The sequence below is a fragment of the Burkholderia sp. GW821-FHT14F03 genome, assembly GCF_058803765.1.
This window is the reverse complement of sequence record NZ_JBXAPG010000065.1, coordinates 15262-31965: the sequence shown is the minus strand read 5'-3', so window position 1 is coordinate 31965 and position 16704 is coordinate 15262. Positions and strand designations below refer to the sequence as shown.

General features: G+C 67.6%; 11 protein-coding genes. All 11 read left to right on the top strand.

The annotated features are described in order from the left end of the window. Positions 1 to 137: FimD/PapC C-terminal domain-containing protein (locus tag AC1RQF_RS30190; RefSeq protein ID WP_492873730.1), on the top strand; the 137-nt coding region annotated here is incomplete at its 5' end. A 119-nt stretch (positions 138 to 256) separates the two neighbouring features. Next, positions 257 to 1300 (top strand): fimbrial protein, encoded by a 1044-nt coding sequence (locus AC1RQF_RS30185; RefSeq protein ID WP_273995570.1) that lies wholly within the window; start codon positions 257 to 259, stop codon positions 1298 to 1300. A 139-nt stretch (positions 1301 to 1439) separates the two neighbouring features. After that, positions 1440 to 2567 carry a fimbrial protein gene (locus tag AC1RQF_RS30180; RefSeq protein WP_492873729.1) on the top strand — a complete coding sequence of 376 codons (1128 nt, stop codon included), beginning with the start codon at positions 1440 to 1442 and terminating at the stop codon, positions 2565 to 2567. A 557-nt stretch (positions 2568 to 3124) separates the two neighbouring features. Beyond that, positions 3125 to 9439, top strand: coding sequence for an SDR family NAD(P)-dependent oxidoreductase (locus AC1RQF_RS30175; RefSeq protein ID WP_492873727.1), 6315 nt, complete (start codon positions 3125 to 3127; stop codon positions 9437 to 9439). 38 nt (positions 9440 to 9477) lie between these two features. Beyond that, the gene (locus AC1RQF_RS30170; RefSeq protein ID WP_273995565.1) at positions 9478 to 10818 is read left to right on the top strand and encodes an aminotransferase class I/II-fold pyridoxal phosphate-dependent enzyme; all 1341 of its coding nucleotides are present in this window, start codon (positions 9478 to 9480) and stop codon (positions 10816 to 10818) included. Next, a complete protein-coding gene (locus AC1RQF_RS30165; RefSeq protein ID WP_273995563.1) occupies positions 10815 to 11828 on the top strand; it encodes a zinc-dependent alcohol dehydrogenase family protein in 1014 nt (337 codons plus the stop codon). The genes AC1RQF_RS30170 and AC1RQF_RS30165 overlap by 4 nt, the downstream gene beginning before the upstream one ends. Next, on the top strand, positions 11825 to 12550 hold the full coding sequence (locus tag AC1RQF_RS30160) for an ABC transporter ATP-binding protein (protein ID WP_273995561.1): 726 nt from the start codon (positions 11825 to 11827) through the stop codon (positions 12548 to 12550). The genes AC1RQF_RS30165 and AC1RQF_RS30160 overlap by 4 nt, the downstream gene beginning before the upstream one ends. Beyond that, positions 12550 to 13776 (top strand): ABC transporter permease, encoded by a 1227-nt coding sequence (locus AC1RQF_RS30155; RefSeq protein WP_273995559.1) that lies wholly within the window; start codon positions 12550 to 12552, stop codon positions 13774 to 13776. Before AC1RQF_RS30160 ends, AC1RQF_RS30155 begins: the two co-directional genes overlap by 1 nt. A 40-nt stretch (positions 13777 to 13816) precedes the next feature. After that, positions 13817 to 14581 (top strand): outer membrane lipoprotein-sorting protein, encoded by a 765-nt coding sequence (locus AC1RQF_RS30150; RefSeq protein ID WP_273995557.1) that lies wholly within the window; start codon positions 13817 to 13819, stop codon positions 14579 to 14581. A 15-nt stretch (positions 14582 to 14596) separates the two neighbouring features. Further along, positions 14597 to 15952 carry a hypothetical protein gene (locus AC1RQF_RS30145; protein ID WP_273995556.1) on the top strand — a complete coding sequence of 452 codons (1356 nt, stop codon included), beginning with the start codon at positions 14597 to 14599 and terminating at the stop codon, positions 15950 to 15952. 67 nt (positions 15953 to 16019) lie between these two features. Next, positions 16020 to 16601: a cytochrome b gene (locus AC1RQF_RS30140; RefSeq protein WP_492873724.1), complete on the top strand. Its 582-nt coding sequence runs from the start codon at positions 16020 to 16022 to the stop codon at positions 16599 to 16601. Positions 16602 to 16704 lie beyond the last annotated feature (103 nt).

Sequence of the window (16704 nt, the reverse complement as noted above, 5' to 3'; positions counted from 1 at the left end):
AGACCGATACCGGCACCCTGCAGGTGAAGTGGGGCGATGCGGCCGGCGAGGCGTGCTCGCTGACATACACGCTGCCGATGGCCGACAAGTCGAGCAAGCAGCGCTGGACGGATGCGGAGGCGGTATGCACCCAATAAGCGGAGCCGGTGCGTCGGACACGGGGACGAGCGCGCAACGGAATGAGCAGTCGGCCGCGGCGCGCCGGCAGGCGAAAACGGTGCGAGGGTTTGGCCGCCTGGCATTCTGGCTGTTGACGATGGCCGTGCTGATGCTCGGCTTGGGGGCGCGCACGGTATTCGCCCAGACGATCAATTGCTCGGGAACGGCGCAGACGGTGACGATCCCGATGGCGACTTCCGTGACGGTGCCGCGCGACGCCGCGGTCGGCACGGTGCTGACCGCGTGGGCCAGTACCCCGGCCACCAGCAACTATTACTCTTGCTCGGTATCGGGTGTTGTGGTCGCAGGTATGCTCTTCAACCCGATGTCGATGACCAAGTCCGGCATGACCGTGCCCGGGCCGAATGGTGGGACTTATACCGTCTGGAATACGAATGTGCCTGGCGTTGGCATTGCGATCGGCACGCGTACCTACGCGAACGGTTGTGCATGGCAGCCATGGCAGGATCTCGGAACGCCAAGTTCGTCGTATCCCTCTCCTTGGATGGGGATCGTTTGCAACACAACCGGTGCTACTTACACGGTCACCAACGGTGGCCAGGCCCAGGCGGCGCTGGTCAAGACCGGTCCCATCACGCCGGGCACAGTGACGGGCAACGCGCTGTTCGTGGGGGCGTCAGCGACGAAGACCAGCGGGAGTGCGTTTACGATCGCTACCTCGAATCAAGTGTCGTTTTCGCTGTCCTCGACCACCGTCACCGTGGCGGCGTGCATCACGCCGAACGTGACGGTCACCATGGGTTCGTACATGCAGTCGGCCTTCAAGGGCATCGGCTCGATCAGCACGCCGGCCAAGGCATTCAACGTGGCGGTCAATGCCTGTCCGACGGGGCTGAACTCGATCCAGTATCAGTTCATTCCGGTCAATGCCGTGCTCGACGCCACGAATGGGGTGCTGGCGCTGTCGAGCGGTTCGACGGCCACTGGCATCGGTTTGCAACTGAAGGACGGCAGCGGCAATCCGCTGAAATACAACACGCAGTACACACTGACGAGCTACAGCAAGACGACGGGCGGTTCCTACACGATCCCGCTCACGGCCGCGTACTACCAGACGGCTGCCAGCGTGACGCCCGGCAGTGCGAATGCGGTGTTGACCTTCACCATGACGTATCAGTAAGTCATGGTGGCGACCGTCGAGGCGAGGGATGCTGCCGGGCGCATGACGCCCGGTCGTGGTCTGCGCATCGATGCATTCGGTCATGCGGGGGCGTCGGATTCGACATCGTTCGCGCCCTCCGAAAAGCCTGGGAAAGATTATGAAATGGAATGAGAAGCCGGCCGCGATACGCAGGCAGGCGAAATCGGCGCGTGGCCTGGCGTTCTGGCTGCTCGCGCTGGCGGTGTTGATGCTGGGCTTCGGTTCGCGTGCGACCTTCGCCCAGAGCGTCAGTTGCACGGGCACGGCGCAGACGGTGACGCTCTCGATGCCGACTTCGGTGACGGTTCCGCGCGACGCCGCGGTCGGAACGGTGCTGACCTCCTGGATCACCACCGCACAGGTCAACAATTTCTACAAATGCACGGTGTCGGGATCGGCCGCCTCGGGCATGGCTTTCGAACCGCTGTCGCTGACCAAAGCGGGCATGACCGTAGCCGGACCGAGCGGTGGCACCTATACGGTCTGGAATACCAATGTGCCCGGTGTCGGGGTTGCGATTGGCGTGAGTGCTTTCGCGAACGGGTGTGGCTGGTACACGTCATGGCTGGATCTCGGTACACCGGCGTCTTATTTTCCCAGCCCGTGGACGGGCGGTGCCTGTAACCAAAACGGTTCGAGCGGGACGGTCACCAATGGTGGCCAGGCCCGGGCGGCGCTGGTCAAGACTGGGCCCATCACGGCGGGGACGGTGACGGGCGGCGTACTGTTCGAGGGGGCATCCGTGACGGCGTCAAACGTCAACAGTCAGTATACGGTTGGCACCGCGAACCACGTGTCGTATTCGTTGACCCAGACTGCCGTCACCGTGGCGGCGTGCACCACGCCGAACGTGACGGTCACCATGGGTTCGTACATGCAGTCGGCCTTCAAGGGCATCGGCTCGACCAGCACGCCGGCCAAGGCATTCAACGTGGCGGTCAATGCCTGCCCGACGGGGCTGAACTCGATCCAGTATCAGTTCATCCCGGTCAATGCCGTGCTCGACGCCACCAACGGGGTGCTGGCGCTGTCGAGCGGTTCGACGGCCACCGGCATCGGTTTGCAACTGAAGGACGGCAGCGGCAATGCGCTGAAATACAACACGCAATACACACTGACGAGCTACAGCAAGACGACGGGCGGCTCCTACACGATCCCGCTCACGGCCGCGTACTACCAGACGGCCGCCAGCGTGACGGCCGGCAGCGCGAACGCGGTGCTGACCTTCACCATGACGTATCAGTAAGCCATACATAGCGTTTTTTTGACGATTTTGTAATGCAACGGCGGTGAGACGTTTTACGCGTCGACGGGCCCGCGTCATCATCAATTCGTAGTCGCTCGCTACGCAATTCACCGCGCATTTCCTCGGTACGGCCCCGGTCATTTCTTGAAGCAGGCTCCTGCAGGATGATCGGGGCCGGCATGCGGTTTCTTCAGCCGTTCATGCTCATTCCGCCATCGCTTGAGTTCGCGTATCTGATCCCGTCGCATTCAAGCGCATTGCTTCCTCCCCCGACGGAACGCCTGCCTCCGACATGCCGCCTGCGCGCATCGCGCAGGCCCGCGCCATCTCAAAATCCACCTGCGTCGCGCCTTCGTGATCCCCTCGATCGGCGACGTTTCCGTTTCGTAACAAGCAAGCCGATTCAGGATCGGGTTTACAGATAAACAGGCAATCCGAGTTGATCAGGATTGCTAAAGCGAGTCAGTCATGTAGCGAACAGTAGAGGAAACAATCCATGTGATTTACTCACATCCTGTTACGTCTGCTTGAACTCATATTATTTTGGATGACGAATAATGAAAGAAATCGCGGTGGTGGGGATGGCCTGTCGGCTTCCAGGGGGAATTGACGATCTCGACGGCCTGCTGGCCGCGCTGCGCGCGCGCCGGGTGACCGCTGGGCCCATCCCGTCGGACCGTTGGGACGCCGCGCGCTATTACGCGGCCGACGAAAGCGCGAAGGGCAAGGCCTACGTCGACAAGGGGAACTTCCTGAGCCAGGACGTCCGGTCGATGGATGCGGAGTTCTTCGATCTGCCGCCGCGCGTCGCGGAGAATCTCGATCCTCAGCAGCGGCTCCTGCTCGAACTGATCTGGGAAGCGTTCGAGAACGCCGGGCTCGACCTGCCCGCGCATGCCGGCAAGAAGGTGGGGGTCTATGTCGGCGGCTTCATGCTCGACCACATGATCACGCTGATGCAGGTGACGAACCGCACCCGCCACAACGCCAATACCGCGGCGGGCATGATGATGACGATGCTCGCCAACCGCCTGTCGCATGCGTTCGACCTGCGCGGGCCGAGCCTGTCGATCGACACCGCCTGTTCGTCGTCGCTGGTCGCGTTCAGCTACGCCTGTCGCGACATCTGGTCCGGCGAATGCGACATGGCGGTCGTCGGCGGCGCGAACATCATGACGCGCCCCGAGTATCCGATCGGCATGTGCAAGGGGCAATTCCTGTCGCGCGACGGACAATGCAAATCGTTCGACGCCCGCGGCGACGGCTACGGCCGCGGCGAAGGCGGCGGCATCGTGGTGCTCAAGACGCTCGAGCGCGCATTGGCCGACGGCGACACGATCCTTGCGACCGTCGCGGGCGCGGGCGTGAATTCCGACGGCCGCACGCCCGGCATCTCGATGCCGAGCAGCGAGGCGCAGAGCCTGTTGATCCGGGACGTCTGCGAGCGGTTCGACATCGACCCGGCGCAGGTGCGCTATGTCGAGTGCCATGGGACCGGCACGGCGGTCGGCGATCCGATCGAGGCGACCGCGATCGGATCGGTCTACGGCGCGAACCGGCAGGGCGACGCGCGCGTCGTGCTCGGCTCGATCAAGAGCAACATCGGCCATCTGGAAGCGGGCGCGGGCATCGCCGGCGTGATCAAGGCGGTGCTGACGCTGATGCATCGCGAGGCGTTCCCGCTCGGCAATCTGCAGACGCCGCATCCGGGCATCCCGTTCGAGGAGATCGGTGTGCGGCTCGCCGATGCGCCGATCCCGCTCGCCGTGCCCGACGAACCCTTCCTCGTCGCCGTCAATTCGTTCGGCTACGGCGGCACCAACGCGCACGTGGTGCTGCGCTCGGCGCCGCCCGCCGCGTCCGCGCCGGCCAGGGCGCCGACGCGCCCCGCCGGCTTTCCGCTCTATCTGCCGCTGTCGGCGCGCAGCGGCCCGGCGCTCAAGGCGCTGGCCCGCCGCTACGACGCGCAGCTGGCGACGCCCGATGCGGACCTCACGGATCTGCTGCACTCGGCGGCGTTCAAGCGCGCGCCGCTCACGCACCGCGCCGTCGTGACGGGCGCCGATCGCGCGCAGCTGCGGCGCGGGCTCGACGCGCTCGCGCAGGGCGAGCTCTCCGAGCAGGTCGTGTCCGGCCAGCAGGCCGCGCTCGGCCGCACCGACCCGGTCTGGGTGTTCACCGGAATGGGGCCGCAATGGTGGGCGATGGGCCAGGAGCTGTATCGCGACGAGCCGCTGTATCGGGCGGCGGTGGATGAGGCGGACCTCATCTTCCAGCGCATCGCGGGTTTCTCCATCGTCGCCGAGATGCTGAAGAGCGAGGCCGAATCGCAAATCACGCGCACTGCCTACGCGCAGCCCGCGAACTTCATGATCCAGTGGGGGCTCGCCGCGCTGCTTGGCGCCGCGGGCGTCCGGCCGGGCGCGGTGGTGGGCCACAGCGTGGGCGAGGTCACCGCGGCCTGCGTGAGCGGCGCGCTGAGCCTGGAGGATGCGCTGCGCGTGAGCTACGAGCGCAGCCGCCTGCAGGCGCTGACGGCCGGCAGCGGCAGCATGCTGGCCGTCGGGCTCGGCGCGCGCGAGATGGAGGCATGGCTCGCGCCGTTCGTCGGGCGCGTCGAGATCGCGGCCGTCAACGGCCCGAACACGCTGACGCTGTCGGGCGAGACGGCGGCGATCGAGGCGCTCGCGGATGCGTTGAGCGCGCAGGAGGTGTTCAACCGCGTGCTGGCCGTCGAGGTGCCGTATCACAGCTACCTGATGGATCCGATCCTCGACGAGCTGAGCGCGTCGCTGCGGCCCATCGTGGCCCGCGAGCCCGCGCTGCCGCTGGTCTCGACCGTGACCGGCCGGCGCGCGACCGGGCCGTCGTTCGGCGCCGACTACTGGCCGCTGAACGTGCGCCGGCCGGTCGCCTTTCTCGGCGCGATCCAGTCGCTGCTCGACGACGGCTTCGTCACGTTCGTCGAGGTCGGCCCGCACCCCGTGCTGTCGAGCGCGCTGCGCGACTGCGCGAAACAGCATGCGAAGGACATCCGCGTGGTCGAGACCCTGCGGCGCAACGAGCCCGAGCGCGCACGCGTGCATCGCGCGGTGGCGCAGGTGTTCGCGTGCGGCTGCGCGATCGACTGGACCCCGCTCAACGGCGCGGGCCGCAGCACGGCGCTGCCGACCTACCCGTGGCAGCGCGAGCGCACCTGGCTCGAAACCGAGCGCGCGGTGTACCAGCGCGTGAGCCCGACCGACCTGCCGCTGCTCGGCTGCGAGCAGCATCCGGCCACCGACATCTGGGTCAACGATCTCGAACACCAGGCGCTGGCCTTCCTCAAGGAGCATGTGATTTCCGGCGTGCCGATCATGCCGGCGGCCGGGTACGTGGAGACCTTGCTCGAAGTCGCGGCGGTCGTGCATCCCGACGCGCCGGGCTGGCGCATCAGCGACGTGGAGATCCGCGCGCCGCTCGTGATCTCGAACGACCGCGCGGTCGACTATGTGTCCCGCTATGCGCGCGACACGGGGCACGTGTCGATCCGCAGCGTCGAGAGCGGCAAGATCGGGGAGGGCCAGTTGCATCTGACGGGCCAGGTGGGCGCATTGCAGACGGCCGAGACCCGGCGCATCGATCTGGCCTCGCTGAAGGCGTCGCTCGGCGCGGAGCAGCCACCCGAGGCGTTCTATCTCGGGCTGTCGCGTCTGGGCCTGCAGTACGGGCCGAGTTTCCGGGCCGTGCGCGCGCTGTACGCGGGCGGCGCCGGCGGACGCGTGCTGGCGCGGATCGAATGCCCCGATGAACTGTCGGGCGCGGGTTACCGCGCGCAGCCGGCGATGCTCGACGCGTGCTTCCAGGTGCTGGTCGGCCTGCTCGACGGCAATGACGTCACGTATCTGCCGACGGGCTTCAAGGAATTGCGGCTGCTCGTGCCGGCGCTGCCCGCCCGCTACTGGTGCGAGGCGGTGCAGGTGCGCTCCGGGCCGACCCACGTCGACGCCGACCTGACGCTCTGCGACGACGCCGGCGCGGTGCTCGCCGTGATTCGCGGGATGCGCGTGACCGCTTCGTCGACGAAGCTCGCGCGCACCGACGCGTTCGGCGATCCGGTGAAGCTGCAGATGGCGCGCTACGAATGGGCGGACGCCGGCAACCTGTCCGAGCCCAAGCGGCTCGGACACTGGCTGGTCGTCGAGGACGAGGCGAGCCGGGTGCTGGCCGACCAGCTCGCGTCGGGCCTGGAGGGCTTCGGCGCGCGGGTCTGCGCGCGGCTGTGCGCCGGGACCGCGCCCGGCATCCAGGACGAGCGCACCGTCGTGCGCGTCGACGCGGCGGGCGACATCGAGCACGCGCTCGCCACCGTCGGTTCGATGGACGGCGTGGTGTTCGTGCACGGCGGACACGCGACGCTCGAAGGCGACGATCCGACGGGCACCCGGGCGCTGCTGTTCATGCTCGCCGTGACGCGTCAGCTGGCGGGCCTGCCGGCGGCGCAGCGGCCGCGCGCCTACGTGGTGACCCGCGACGCGTTCCGGGTGACCGAAAGCGATCCGCCGGTGCAGCCCGCGCAGACCGCGTTGAATGGCTTCGCCCGCGTCGCCTTCAACGAGATCGACGGGATGCGTTTCGGCACGCTCGACCTGCCCGCGCTCGCCACCGACGGCGACGTCCGCGCGGCCGTGCTGGAACTGGTGTGCGATGCGGCCGAGGACGAGGTGGCGATCCGTCGTGGCCGCCGCTTCGCGAGCCGTCTCGAAGTGAATCCGTGGCTCGCCGAGCCGCTGGTCGAAGCGTTGCCGCTGGGCGGCGAGCGCGCGGTGTGCGTGCGCAGCGCCGAGGAGCAGGACGGCAGCCCCGGCAGCGTCAAGCTGATCGAGGTGCCGCGCGAGCCGTTGCGCGCTGGCGAGATCGAATTGAAGGTCGCGCGCGTCGCGTTGACGATGGCCGGGCTGCGCACTTCGAACGGTCAGACGCTGGACCAGGATCACGTGGAAGTGATCGGCACGGTGTCGGGCGTGGGCGCCGCGGTGACCGACCTGCGGGTCGGACAGCGCGTCTACGGCCTCGCGCCCGCCGAGTTCGCCAGCCATCTGCGCGGGCCGCGCTCGGCGTTCCATGTGATCGAACTGCCGGCCGGCGTCGACGAGGCGAGACTGCTGTTCGTCGCGGTACGCGAAGCGATCGCGGCGCGTCTCGTCGAACAGGCCGATCTCGATGCCGATGCGCACGTGCTGGTCGAAGCCGACGCGCTGGGCCTGGCGGTCGACGCGGCGCTGCGCCGGCGCAGCATCCGCACGACGCTGCTGGCCGCGCCGGGCGCGGCCGCGCAGGCGCCTGGTCAGACGCGGGTGCCGGCCTCGCACGCGGCGCTGGAAGCGGCCGTGCTCGACGGCACCGGCGGACGCGGCTTCGACGCCGTTGTCGGGCCGATGGCCGCGTGGGGCGACCGGTTCGGCTGGCGCGCGCTCGCGACGGGCGGCGTGCTGATCGACACCGAGCCGTCCACGCGTCCGTTCACGGTGCCGCACGCGGCGGCGTCGATCGTGCGGGCGGATCTGTCGGTGCTGACGCAGCGCGCCGAGCGCTTCGCGGCGGCGCTGCGTTGGGCGGTGTCGCATGTCGCCGCCGGCGGCTGCCCGCCGAGCGACAGTCTGTCGGTGTCGATCACCGACCTGGCGACCCGCAAGCTCGCACTGCCCGATGCGGACATTCCGCTGATCGTGGAATTCGACGACGCCGCCGAGGCGCTCCAGGTCCAGGTGCTGCAAACGGCGAGCTTCAAGCCCGATGCGAGCTATCTGGTTACCGGCGGCTTCGGCGGGTTCGGCCAGAAGACGGCGCGCTGGCTGGTCGAGCGGGGCGCGCGGCATGTCGTGCTGGTCGGGCGCACCGGTGCGGATACGCCCGAGCGCGGCGCGTTCGTCGCGGATCTGCGTTCGCGCGGCGCCACCGTGCTGTGCATGAGCGCCGATCTCGCCGACGAGACCGAGGTGCGCGCCCTGTTCGCGACGCTCGCCGAGGCGGCGCCGCCGTTGCGCGGCGTGTTCCATTCGGCGGCGGTGATCATCGACGAGCCGATCGTCGATCTCGCGCCCGAACACCTGCTGCAGGTGATGCGCAGCAAGGCGGAAAGCGCACGTCTGCTGCACGTGGCGACGCGCGCGATGCCGCTCGATCACTTCGTGATGTATTCGTCGATCGCGAACCTGGTCGGCAACAGCCGCCAGGCGAGCTACGTCAGCGCGAACGGCTTCCTCGACGGGCTCGCGTGGCACCGTCGGGCGCTCGGGCTGCCGGCGACCAGCATCAACTGGGGGGCGATCGCCGACGTCGGCGTGGTCACGCGCGACGAAAAGCTCGAACAGTTCATGCGCTACATGGGGCTGCGCGGCATGGAGTCGGCGGAGGCGCTCGACTGGCTCGAACGCGCGATGCGGCGCGGCGTCACGCAGCTCGGCATCACGTTGATCACGAGTTGGGCGGACTGGGGGCGCTACGAGACCCGGGCGGGCGAATCGTCGCGCTACGCCGACCTGATCGCGGCCGACGCACAGGCGAACGCCGACGCCGGCGATCGCCTGCGCGTCGAGCTGGCGGCGCTGCCGGCGGGCGATCGCTTCACGGTGCTGGCGAGCCTGATCGCGTCGCTGATCGCCGACGAACTGGAGACGGCGGCGGATGCGATTCCGGTCGACCGGCCGATCCTCGATCTCGGCGTCGATTCGTTGATGGCGACCGAGATCCAGTCGCTGCTGCGTCGCGACCTCGGCATCGGCGTGTCGGTGCTCGAGATTCTCGATGACCTGACCATCCGCGCGATCGCGGACAAGACCCTCGGCCACCTCGGGCTCGGCGAAGCAGCCGCGCAGAGCGAAGCCGCCTGAACCCGACCCGCACGCGTCCAACGAAAGGAACCCAGAGCATGAAACCAGAACTGCACGTCGAGCGTCTGCGCGCCAGCCTGCTCGGCAAGGCGAGCGCGGCCGGCGAGGATGCGATCTTGCCGCGCGCCGCGTCGAGCAAGGTGAAGATCGGGCCGGAGCATTACGACTTCGCGCATTTTCCCGAGCTGCGCGAATACACGAACACCCGCTGGTATTACGACAAGCAGGGCTATGAGTGGAACATGTACCGCGAGCATGCCGGCTTCGCCGGCGCGGAGATCGAGATCGCGGGGCGCCAGGTCGTCAATTTTTCCTCGTACAACTATCTCGACCTGTCCGGCGATCCGCGGGTGCAGGCTGCTTCGAAGCAGGCGATCGACGTGTACGGCACCTCGACCGGCTCCGGCCGGATCATCACGGGCGAGATCCCGCTGTACGGCGAGTTCGAACGGATGCTGAGCGAGGTGCTGGGCGTCGAGGATGCGATGCTCGGCGTCAGCGGCTACGGCACCAATGTCGCGGCGATCGGCTACCTCGCGCGCAAGCAGGATCTCGTGCTGTACGACGAGCTGGTGCACAACAGCATGCTGACCGGGGCGAAGCTGAGCGGCGCGCGCCGCTTCGCGTTCGCGCACAACGACTACGACGCGCTGGAGCGGCTGCTCGTCGAACACCGCGCTCATTTCGAGCGCGTGCTGATCCTGACGGAAGGCGTGTTCAGCATGGACGGCGACATTCCCGACATCCCGCGCCTGATCGACATCAAGCGGCGGCACCAGGCGCTCCTGATGGTCGACGAGGCGCATTCGATGGGCGTGATCGGCCCGCGCGGGCTGGGCGTGGTCGACCATTTCGGGCTCGACGGCGCGGACATCGACATCCACTACGCGTCGATGAGCAAGGCGTTCGCGACGGTGGGCGGCTATGTCGCGGGCCGCAAGGATCTGATCACGATGCTCAAGCACTACGCGCCGGGGCTCGGCCTCTACGCCGCGTCGCTCACGCCGTCGAACGCGGCCGCGGGCCTGGAGGCGCTGCGCATCATGCGCGAGGAGCCGCAGCGCGCGCGCCGCGTCGTGGAGAACGCCGACTACTTCCGCACGCGCGCGCAGCAGGCGGGCCTCGACATCGGGATGAGCCACGGCTCGGCGGTCGTGCCGATCATGCTGCCCGACGCCGAGCTGGCGCTCTGGCTGACGGCGCAGTTGTTCGAGCGGCAGATCTTCACGTTCCCGATGATCTTTCCGGTGGTGCCGCGCGACGCCGCGCGGCTGCGCTTCTTCCTCAACACCGCGCACACGCGGGAACAGATCGACACGACGATCGACCTGCTCGCGGCGCTGAAGCAGCGCGCGCCGGCCAGCAAGGGGTTGATTTGAAACAGATCCGCTTCGATGCCTTCGGCCGCCCCGCGCAGGCGGCCCGCTGCTGCGAGGTCGACGATCCCGGCCCGCCGTCCGCCTGGGACGTGCTGGTCGACGTCGAGGCCTGCGCGGTGAACCCGGCCGACCTGGCCCGGCTGGCCGGCCGCTACGGCGAATTGCCGAAGCTGCCCGCGACGCTCGGCCTCGAGGCCGTCGGACGCGTGGCGGCATGCGGCGCGTCGGTGCGCGAGGTCGCGGTGGGCGACCGGGTGATCCTGGTCGGCAACGATAACTGGTGCCAACGCCGCCGCATCCCCGCGTCGCTCGTGCACAAGGTCGCGCCCGGACTGGACGTGCTGCAGCTGGCGTCGCTCAAGGTGAGCGCGTGCACCGCGCTCGAACTGGTGCGGCGCCATCTGCCGCTCGCGCGCGGCGCATGGCTGGTCCAGAACGCGCCGCTGTCGAGCGTCGGACGGGCCGTGATGCAGGTGGCCCGGCAGGACGGCCTGCGCACGCTCAACATCGTGCGGCGGCCGGAGGCCGTCGCCCAGGTGCTCGCCGCCGGCGGCGACGCCGCCGTCGAAGACGGCCCGGAGCTGGCGCGGCGCGCGCGGGCCGCGATGGGCGGCGACGCCGCGCCGCTCGCGCTCGACGCGGTCGGCGGCGACGGCGTGATGCGGCTCGCCGAGCTGCTCGAACCCGGCGCGACGATCGTCAACTACGGGATGCTGTCGGGCCAGCCGGTGCGGCTCGCGAGCGAGGCGCTGATCTTTCACGGCATGACGCTCAAGGGCTTCTGGCTCACGCAGCGGCTGTCGCGCATGACGCATGCGCAGCGCGACGCACTGCTTGGCGAAGCGGTCGCGCTCCTGAGCGCCGGCGTGCTGCGCACGGAAATCGCGGCCGCCTATCCGTTGGACGCCATCGCGCAGGCGCTGCGTCATGCCGACGAACCCGGACGGCAGGGCAGGGTGTTCCTGCTGCCGAACGGCCCTGTTCCCGCCGCTTCCTTGGTGACCTCATGAAAACCGCATGGCATGACCTGTCCTCGCCCGGCGCGCGTGCGCCGGACGACGCGCCGATCGCGCGCCTGATCGGCGTGAGCAAGCAGTATCGCGACGTCGCGGCGCTCAGCCACATCGACCTGACGGTCAGGAAGGGCGAGATGCTGGCGATCGTCGGGCCGTCGGGCAGCGGCAAGACCACGCTGCTGAACCTGATTGGCCTGCTCGACCGGCCGTCGCAAGGCGAGCTCGAACTGCTCGGCGAATCGACCACCCCGTTGACCCCGGCCGAGTACGCGGCGCGTCGCCGCCGCGCGATCGGCTTCGTGTTCCAGAGCTACAACCTGATCCCGGTGCTCGACGCGCTCGACAACGTGCTGCTGCCGCTGCGCCTCAACGGCCAGCCGACGCCGGCCGAGCGCGAGCGGGCGGAGGCGCTGCTCGGCGAGGTCGGGCTGGCCCAGCAGATCCGCAAGCGCCCCGACCAGATGAGCGGCGGCCAGCGGCAACGGGTGGCGATCGCGCGCGCGCTGATCGCCGAGCCGCAGCTGGTGATCGCCGACGAGCCGACGGCGAGTCTCGACAGCCAGAACACCCGCGCCGCGATGCAGTTGTTCCAGCGGCTCAATCGCGGTCACGGCGTGACCTTCGTGTTCTCGACGCACGACGAACGTGCGCTGGGCTATATGGACCGTTGCCTGACCCTGTGCGACGGCCAGCTTCTCGATCGAGGTGAGCTGTGATGCATTCCTTTGTACTGGCGCTCAAGAACGCGTTCAGAAACCGTCGCCGCAGCGTCGTCACGCTGATCGCGATCGCGTTCGGGCTCGCGGCGATCAACCTGTTCAGCGGCTATATCGCGAACGTCTACGCGGGGCTGGAGCAGCAGGCGGTGATGGGCGAGCGGCTCGGGCACCTGACCATCTTCAAGCGCGGCTTCATGCTGGAGGGCAAGCTCAAGCCGAAGCGCTACCTGTTCTCGCCGCAGGAGACCCGCAAGGTCGAGTCGATCATCTACCGCGAGCCGGGCGTGAAGCTCGTGTCGCCGCGCCTGAGCCTCGACGGGCTGGCGTCGAACGGCCAGGCGTCGACCATCTTCATCGGCGAGGGCATCGTGCCCGCGCACAACGACGCGCTGGGCGCCGCGAGCCCGGGCGACGCCAGCGGGCGGCTCAACGCGCACCGCGAAAACGGCGTCGCGGTGTCGGAGGATCTGGCGAAGCTGCTGAACCTGAAGAAGGACGAGGTGTTCAGCCTGCTCGCGTCGACCTTCGACGGCCAGGCGAATGCGGTGGACGCGGAAGTGTCCGACGTCTTCAATACCGGCAGCGCGGGCACCAACGACAAGTACGTGCTGGTGCCGCTCGCGCTCGCCCAGTCGCTGATGAACACCGACGCGGTCGAGCGCTTCGTCGTGTTGCTCGATCGCGCCGAACTGACCGCGCAGGCGCGCACGGACCTGGAAGCCAGCCTGCGGGCCGCCGGCTTCGACGTCGAGATCCGGACCTGGCAGGAGCTGTCGAGCTTCTATACCCAGGTGAAGGGGCTGTTCGACATGATTTTCTCGTTCATCGCCAGCATCGTGCTGGTGATCTCCGCGATGAGCGTGGCGAACACCATGTCGATGGCGGTGGTCGAGCGCACGCGCGAGATCGGCACGCTGCGCGCGCTGGGCCTGAGCCACGGCGGCGTGGTCAGGCTGTTCGCGCTCGAGGGCTTCTGGATCGCGCTGCTCGGCGCACTGCTGGGGCTCGTCGTCACGCTCGTCGTCGCGGCCGCGCTCAATGCCGCGCAGATCGGCTATGTGCCGCCCAATTCGTCGCAGCAGGTGCTGCTGCAGATCGACCTGGACTGGCTGCGCATGGCGTTGATCGCGCTCGTCGTGATGGGCTTCGCCGTGCTGTGCGCCGCGTACCCGGCGTATCGCGCGACGCGGGTCGAGATCGTCGACGCGCTCAGTTTCGTCTGACCGGTCATTCACGCTCATCGCTTACTTTCGAGGATTCATCATGCAAGGTCTGAAACACTGGGTCGCCCTCGCGGCCTCGCTGATCGTCGTCCACGCAGCGCTCGCGGCCACGCCGCCGGCGGCGCAGGACGCCACCCGCATCGTCGCGGCGAGCGATCGCGCGCGCGGCGGCGGCCTGAGCGGCGTCGAGTGGCAGCTCGACATCACCGGCCAGGACGGCGGCAGCCCGATCGACAAGCGCAGCTACGCGGTGCGCGCGAGCGACGACGACAGCCTCGCGGAATCGACCTACCCGCCGCGCGATGCGGGCAGCCGGCTGCTGCAGAACGGCCGCAGCATGTGGTTCGGCAAGCCCAGCCTGACCAAGCCGGTGTCGATCTCCGCGCGGCAGAAGATGGTCGGCCCCGCATCGAACGGCGACATCGCGTCGACCAATTACGCGAAGGACTACGACGCGACGATCCTGCGCACCGAGCAGGTGAACGGCGAGGACGCCTATGTGATCAACCTGGTCGCGAAAAGCAAGTTCGTCACCTACGACCGGATCGTCTACTACGTGTCCGTCGCGCGGCTCGTGCCGCTGAAGGCGGAGTTCTACACCGTGTCCGGCAAGCTCTTCAAGACCGCCGCGTTCGAAATGGACAATCGGCTCGACATCGACGGCAAGCCCCAGACCTTCGTCAGCAAGATGACCATCCAGGACACGATCGAGAAGTCGAATTACTCGGTGCTGCAGTATCGCGAGGTCAGGACGAAGCGGTTCGACGCGGATACCTTCAGCATCGATGCGCTCAATCGGCCCTGACGGCGGAGGCCGGGTTTGACCATGCATCCGTCCGGGTTGAGGCGGCTCCGGCGCGGGCCGGGGCGCGCGGCGCGCGGCCTGCTGGCCGCCGCGTGGCTGCTCGCATTGGGCGCGGCGGCCCCCGCCCGGGCCGACGGCGACAGCGGCGGCGGCGCGGCGGACTGGCTGTCGTTCCAGTCCAATCTGCAGGTGCTCGGCTACGGCACGCAAACCGTGCTGAACCACGCGTCGCTCGTCAATCCGGGCAACCGCGTCGCGGCCATCTCGGAGAGCCGGGCCGAGATCGATCCGCGCCTGGACCTGACCTTCAAGGCCAAGCCGTGCTTCCTGCAGCTGAAGCCGCGCGGGTTCTTCGTATGGCAGAGCGGGACGCCCGCGTCGGCCGGCTATGGGTCCGCCGAGGCCTATCTGAACGAGGGGCGTCTGTCGTGCCGCGTGTCGGGTTCGGTCAACGCGGAGGCCGGGCGCGGCGTGCTGCTGTGGGGCAGCGCGATCCTGCTGTCGCCGAGCAATCCGTTCTTCGCCGAAACCGGCAAGACCGATCCCGTGCGGGAATTGCTGGGCCGGGATTTCGTGAGGGTGACGGCACAGCTCGCGCCGGCCTGGAGCATCGAAGGCATCCGCAATTTCCACGTCGACACGCGCGATGCGGCGAAGCCGTATTTCTCGCCGGTCGGCGCGCTGAAACTGAACTGGACGGGCGAGGCGGCGCAGGCGAGCGTGCTGGTCTCGCATCGCGACAACGGCGTGAACCGGCTCGGCGCGTATGGCACGTGGACGGCATCGAATGCGCTGCTGCTTTACGCGGACGGTTCGCTCGGACAGGGCAACAATGCGCTGTTCGCCGTCCCGCAACCGGGCGCGCCGGGCGGCTGGGGATTCGTGCAGAACCAGACCGGGGCGGGTGGGGTGCGGGCGAGCGCGCTGCTCGGCGCGAGCTATACGCTCGCCTCCGGGTGGACGCAGACGCTGGAGCTGCTCTACAACGGCGACGGCTATACGAGCGGCGAGCGGCAGGCGTACCAGCAGGCGATCCGCGCGGGCAACGCCGCGCTTGCGACGGGTAATCCCGCCGCGGCGGGCCTGCTCGGGCAGGCGCTCAATCTGCAGCAGAACCTGTTCGGCCGGCGCTATGCGTTGTACCAGCTCAACCGCACCGACCTGTTCAACAAGCTCGACGTGACGCTGCGCTACACGCAGGCGTTCGATGCGCCGCGCGGCGGGAATGTCGCGCTGTCGCTCAACTACAAGCTGGGGTTGAGCACCGAATGGTTCGCGTTCGCGCAATGGAACGTCGGCAATCCGCAATCGGAATTCGTGCAGCTGTCGCGGTTCTCGATCATGAGCGGCCTGCGTTACTACTGGTATTGAAAATACGCTTTACAAGCCTGTTGGATATTTGAATTTAATATTTTGTGGCGCTTGCGGGAAAATTACAATGGATGCGATGAGAGGTGGGGCGTTGGCGATCGAGGTCGGGCCGCGCAGGGGGTATTTTGTATTAATCCATTGGATAAATGCGATATTGCTATTGATGGCCGCGCTTTCCGGGGAATATTTCAGATGGAGTCAAGGCGCGCCATCAATGGTGGCGTATCCCATCATGGTGTTGCACGTAGCGGCGGGCATGGCAGGATTCGCCTTGATCGTGCCTCGCATCCTTGCAAGACGCCGTGTCGCAAAGCCTGTTGCATCGGGAAAATTTGATATCGGTCGATATTTTGCATGCGCGGTCTATATTGTGATTTACATCTTCATGATCGCTCAGCCGTTGATCGGATGGGCGATAGTCAACGCGAAGGGCATGGCGATTCCGGTGCCGCTGCTGGGTTATGAATTGCCAATTCTGGTCAAGCAGGATGCCGATCTCGTCCGCCAGTTGATTCGCGTTCATGTGGCGCTGGCGTGTATTTTCTATGGACTTCTGACAATACACGTGAGTGCTGCCTTGTGGCACCATTTCGTCAAACGCGACAATACGCTGAGAAATATGATGTCGGTGATTGGGTCGCGGGGTTGAGCCGGGACGAATCCCGGTTGTCGTTGGGCGAATCTCGGTTGAGCCGCTTGCGGCGCGCTCTGAAAGTGAGCATGCCGAAACGGTGTCCACGCGGCGATATGCG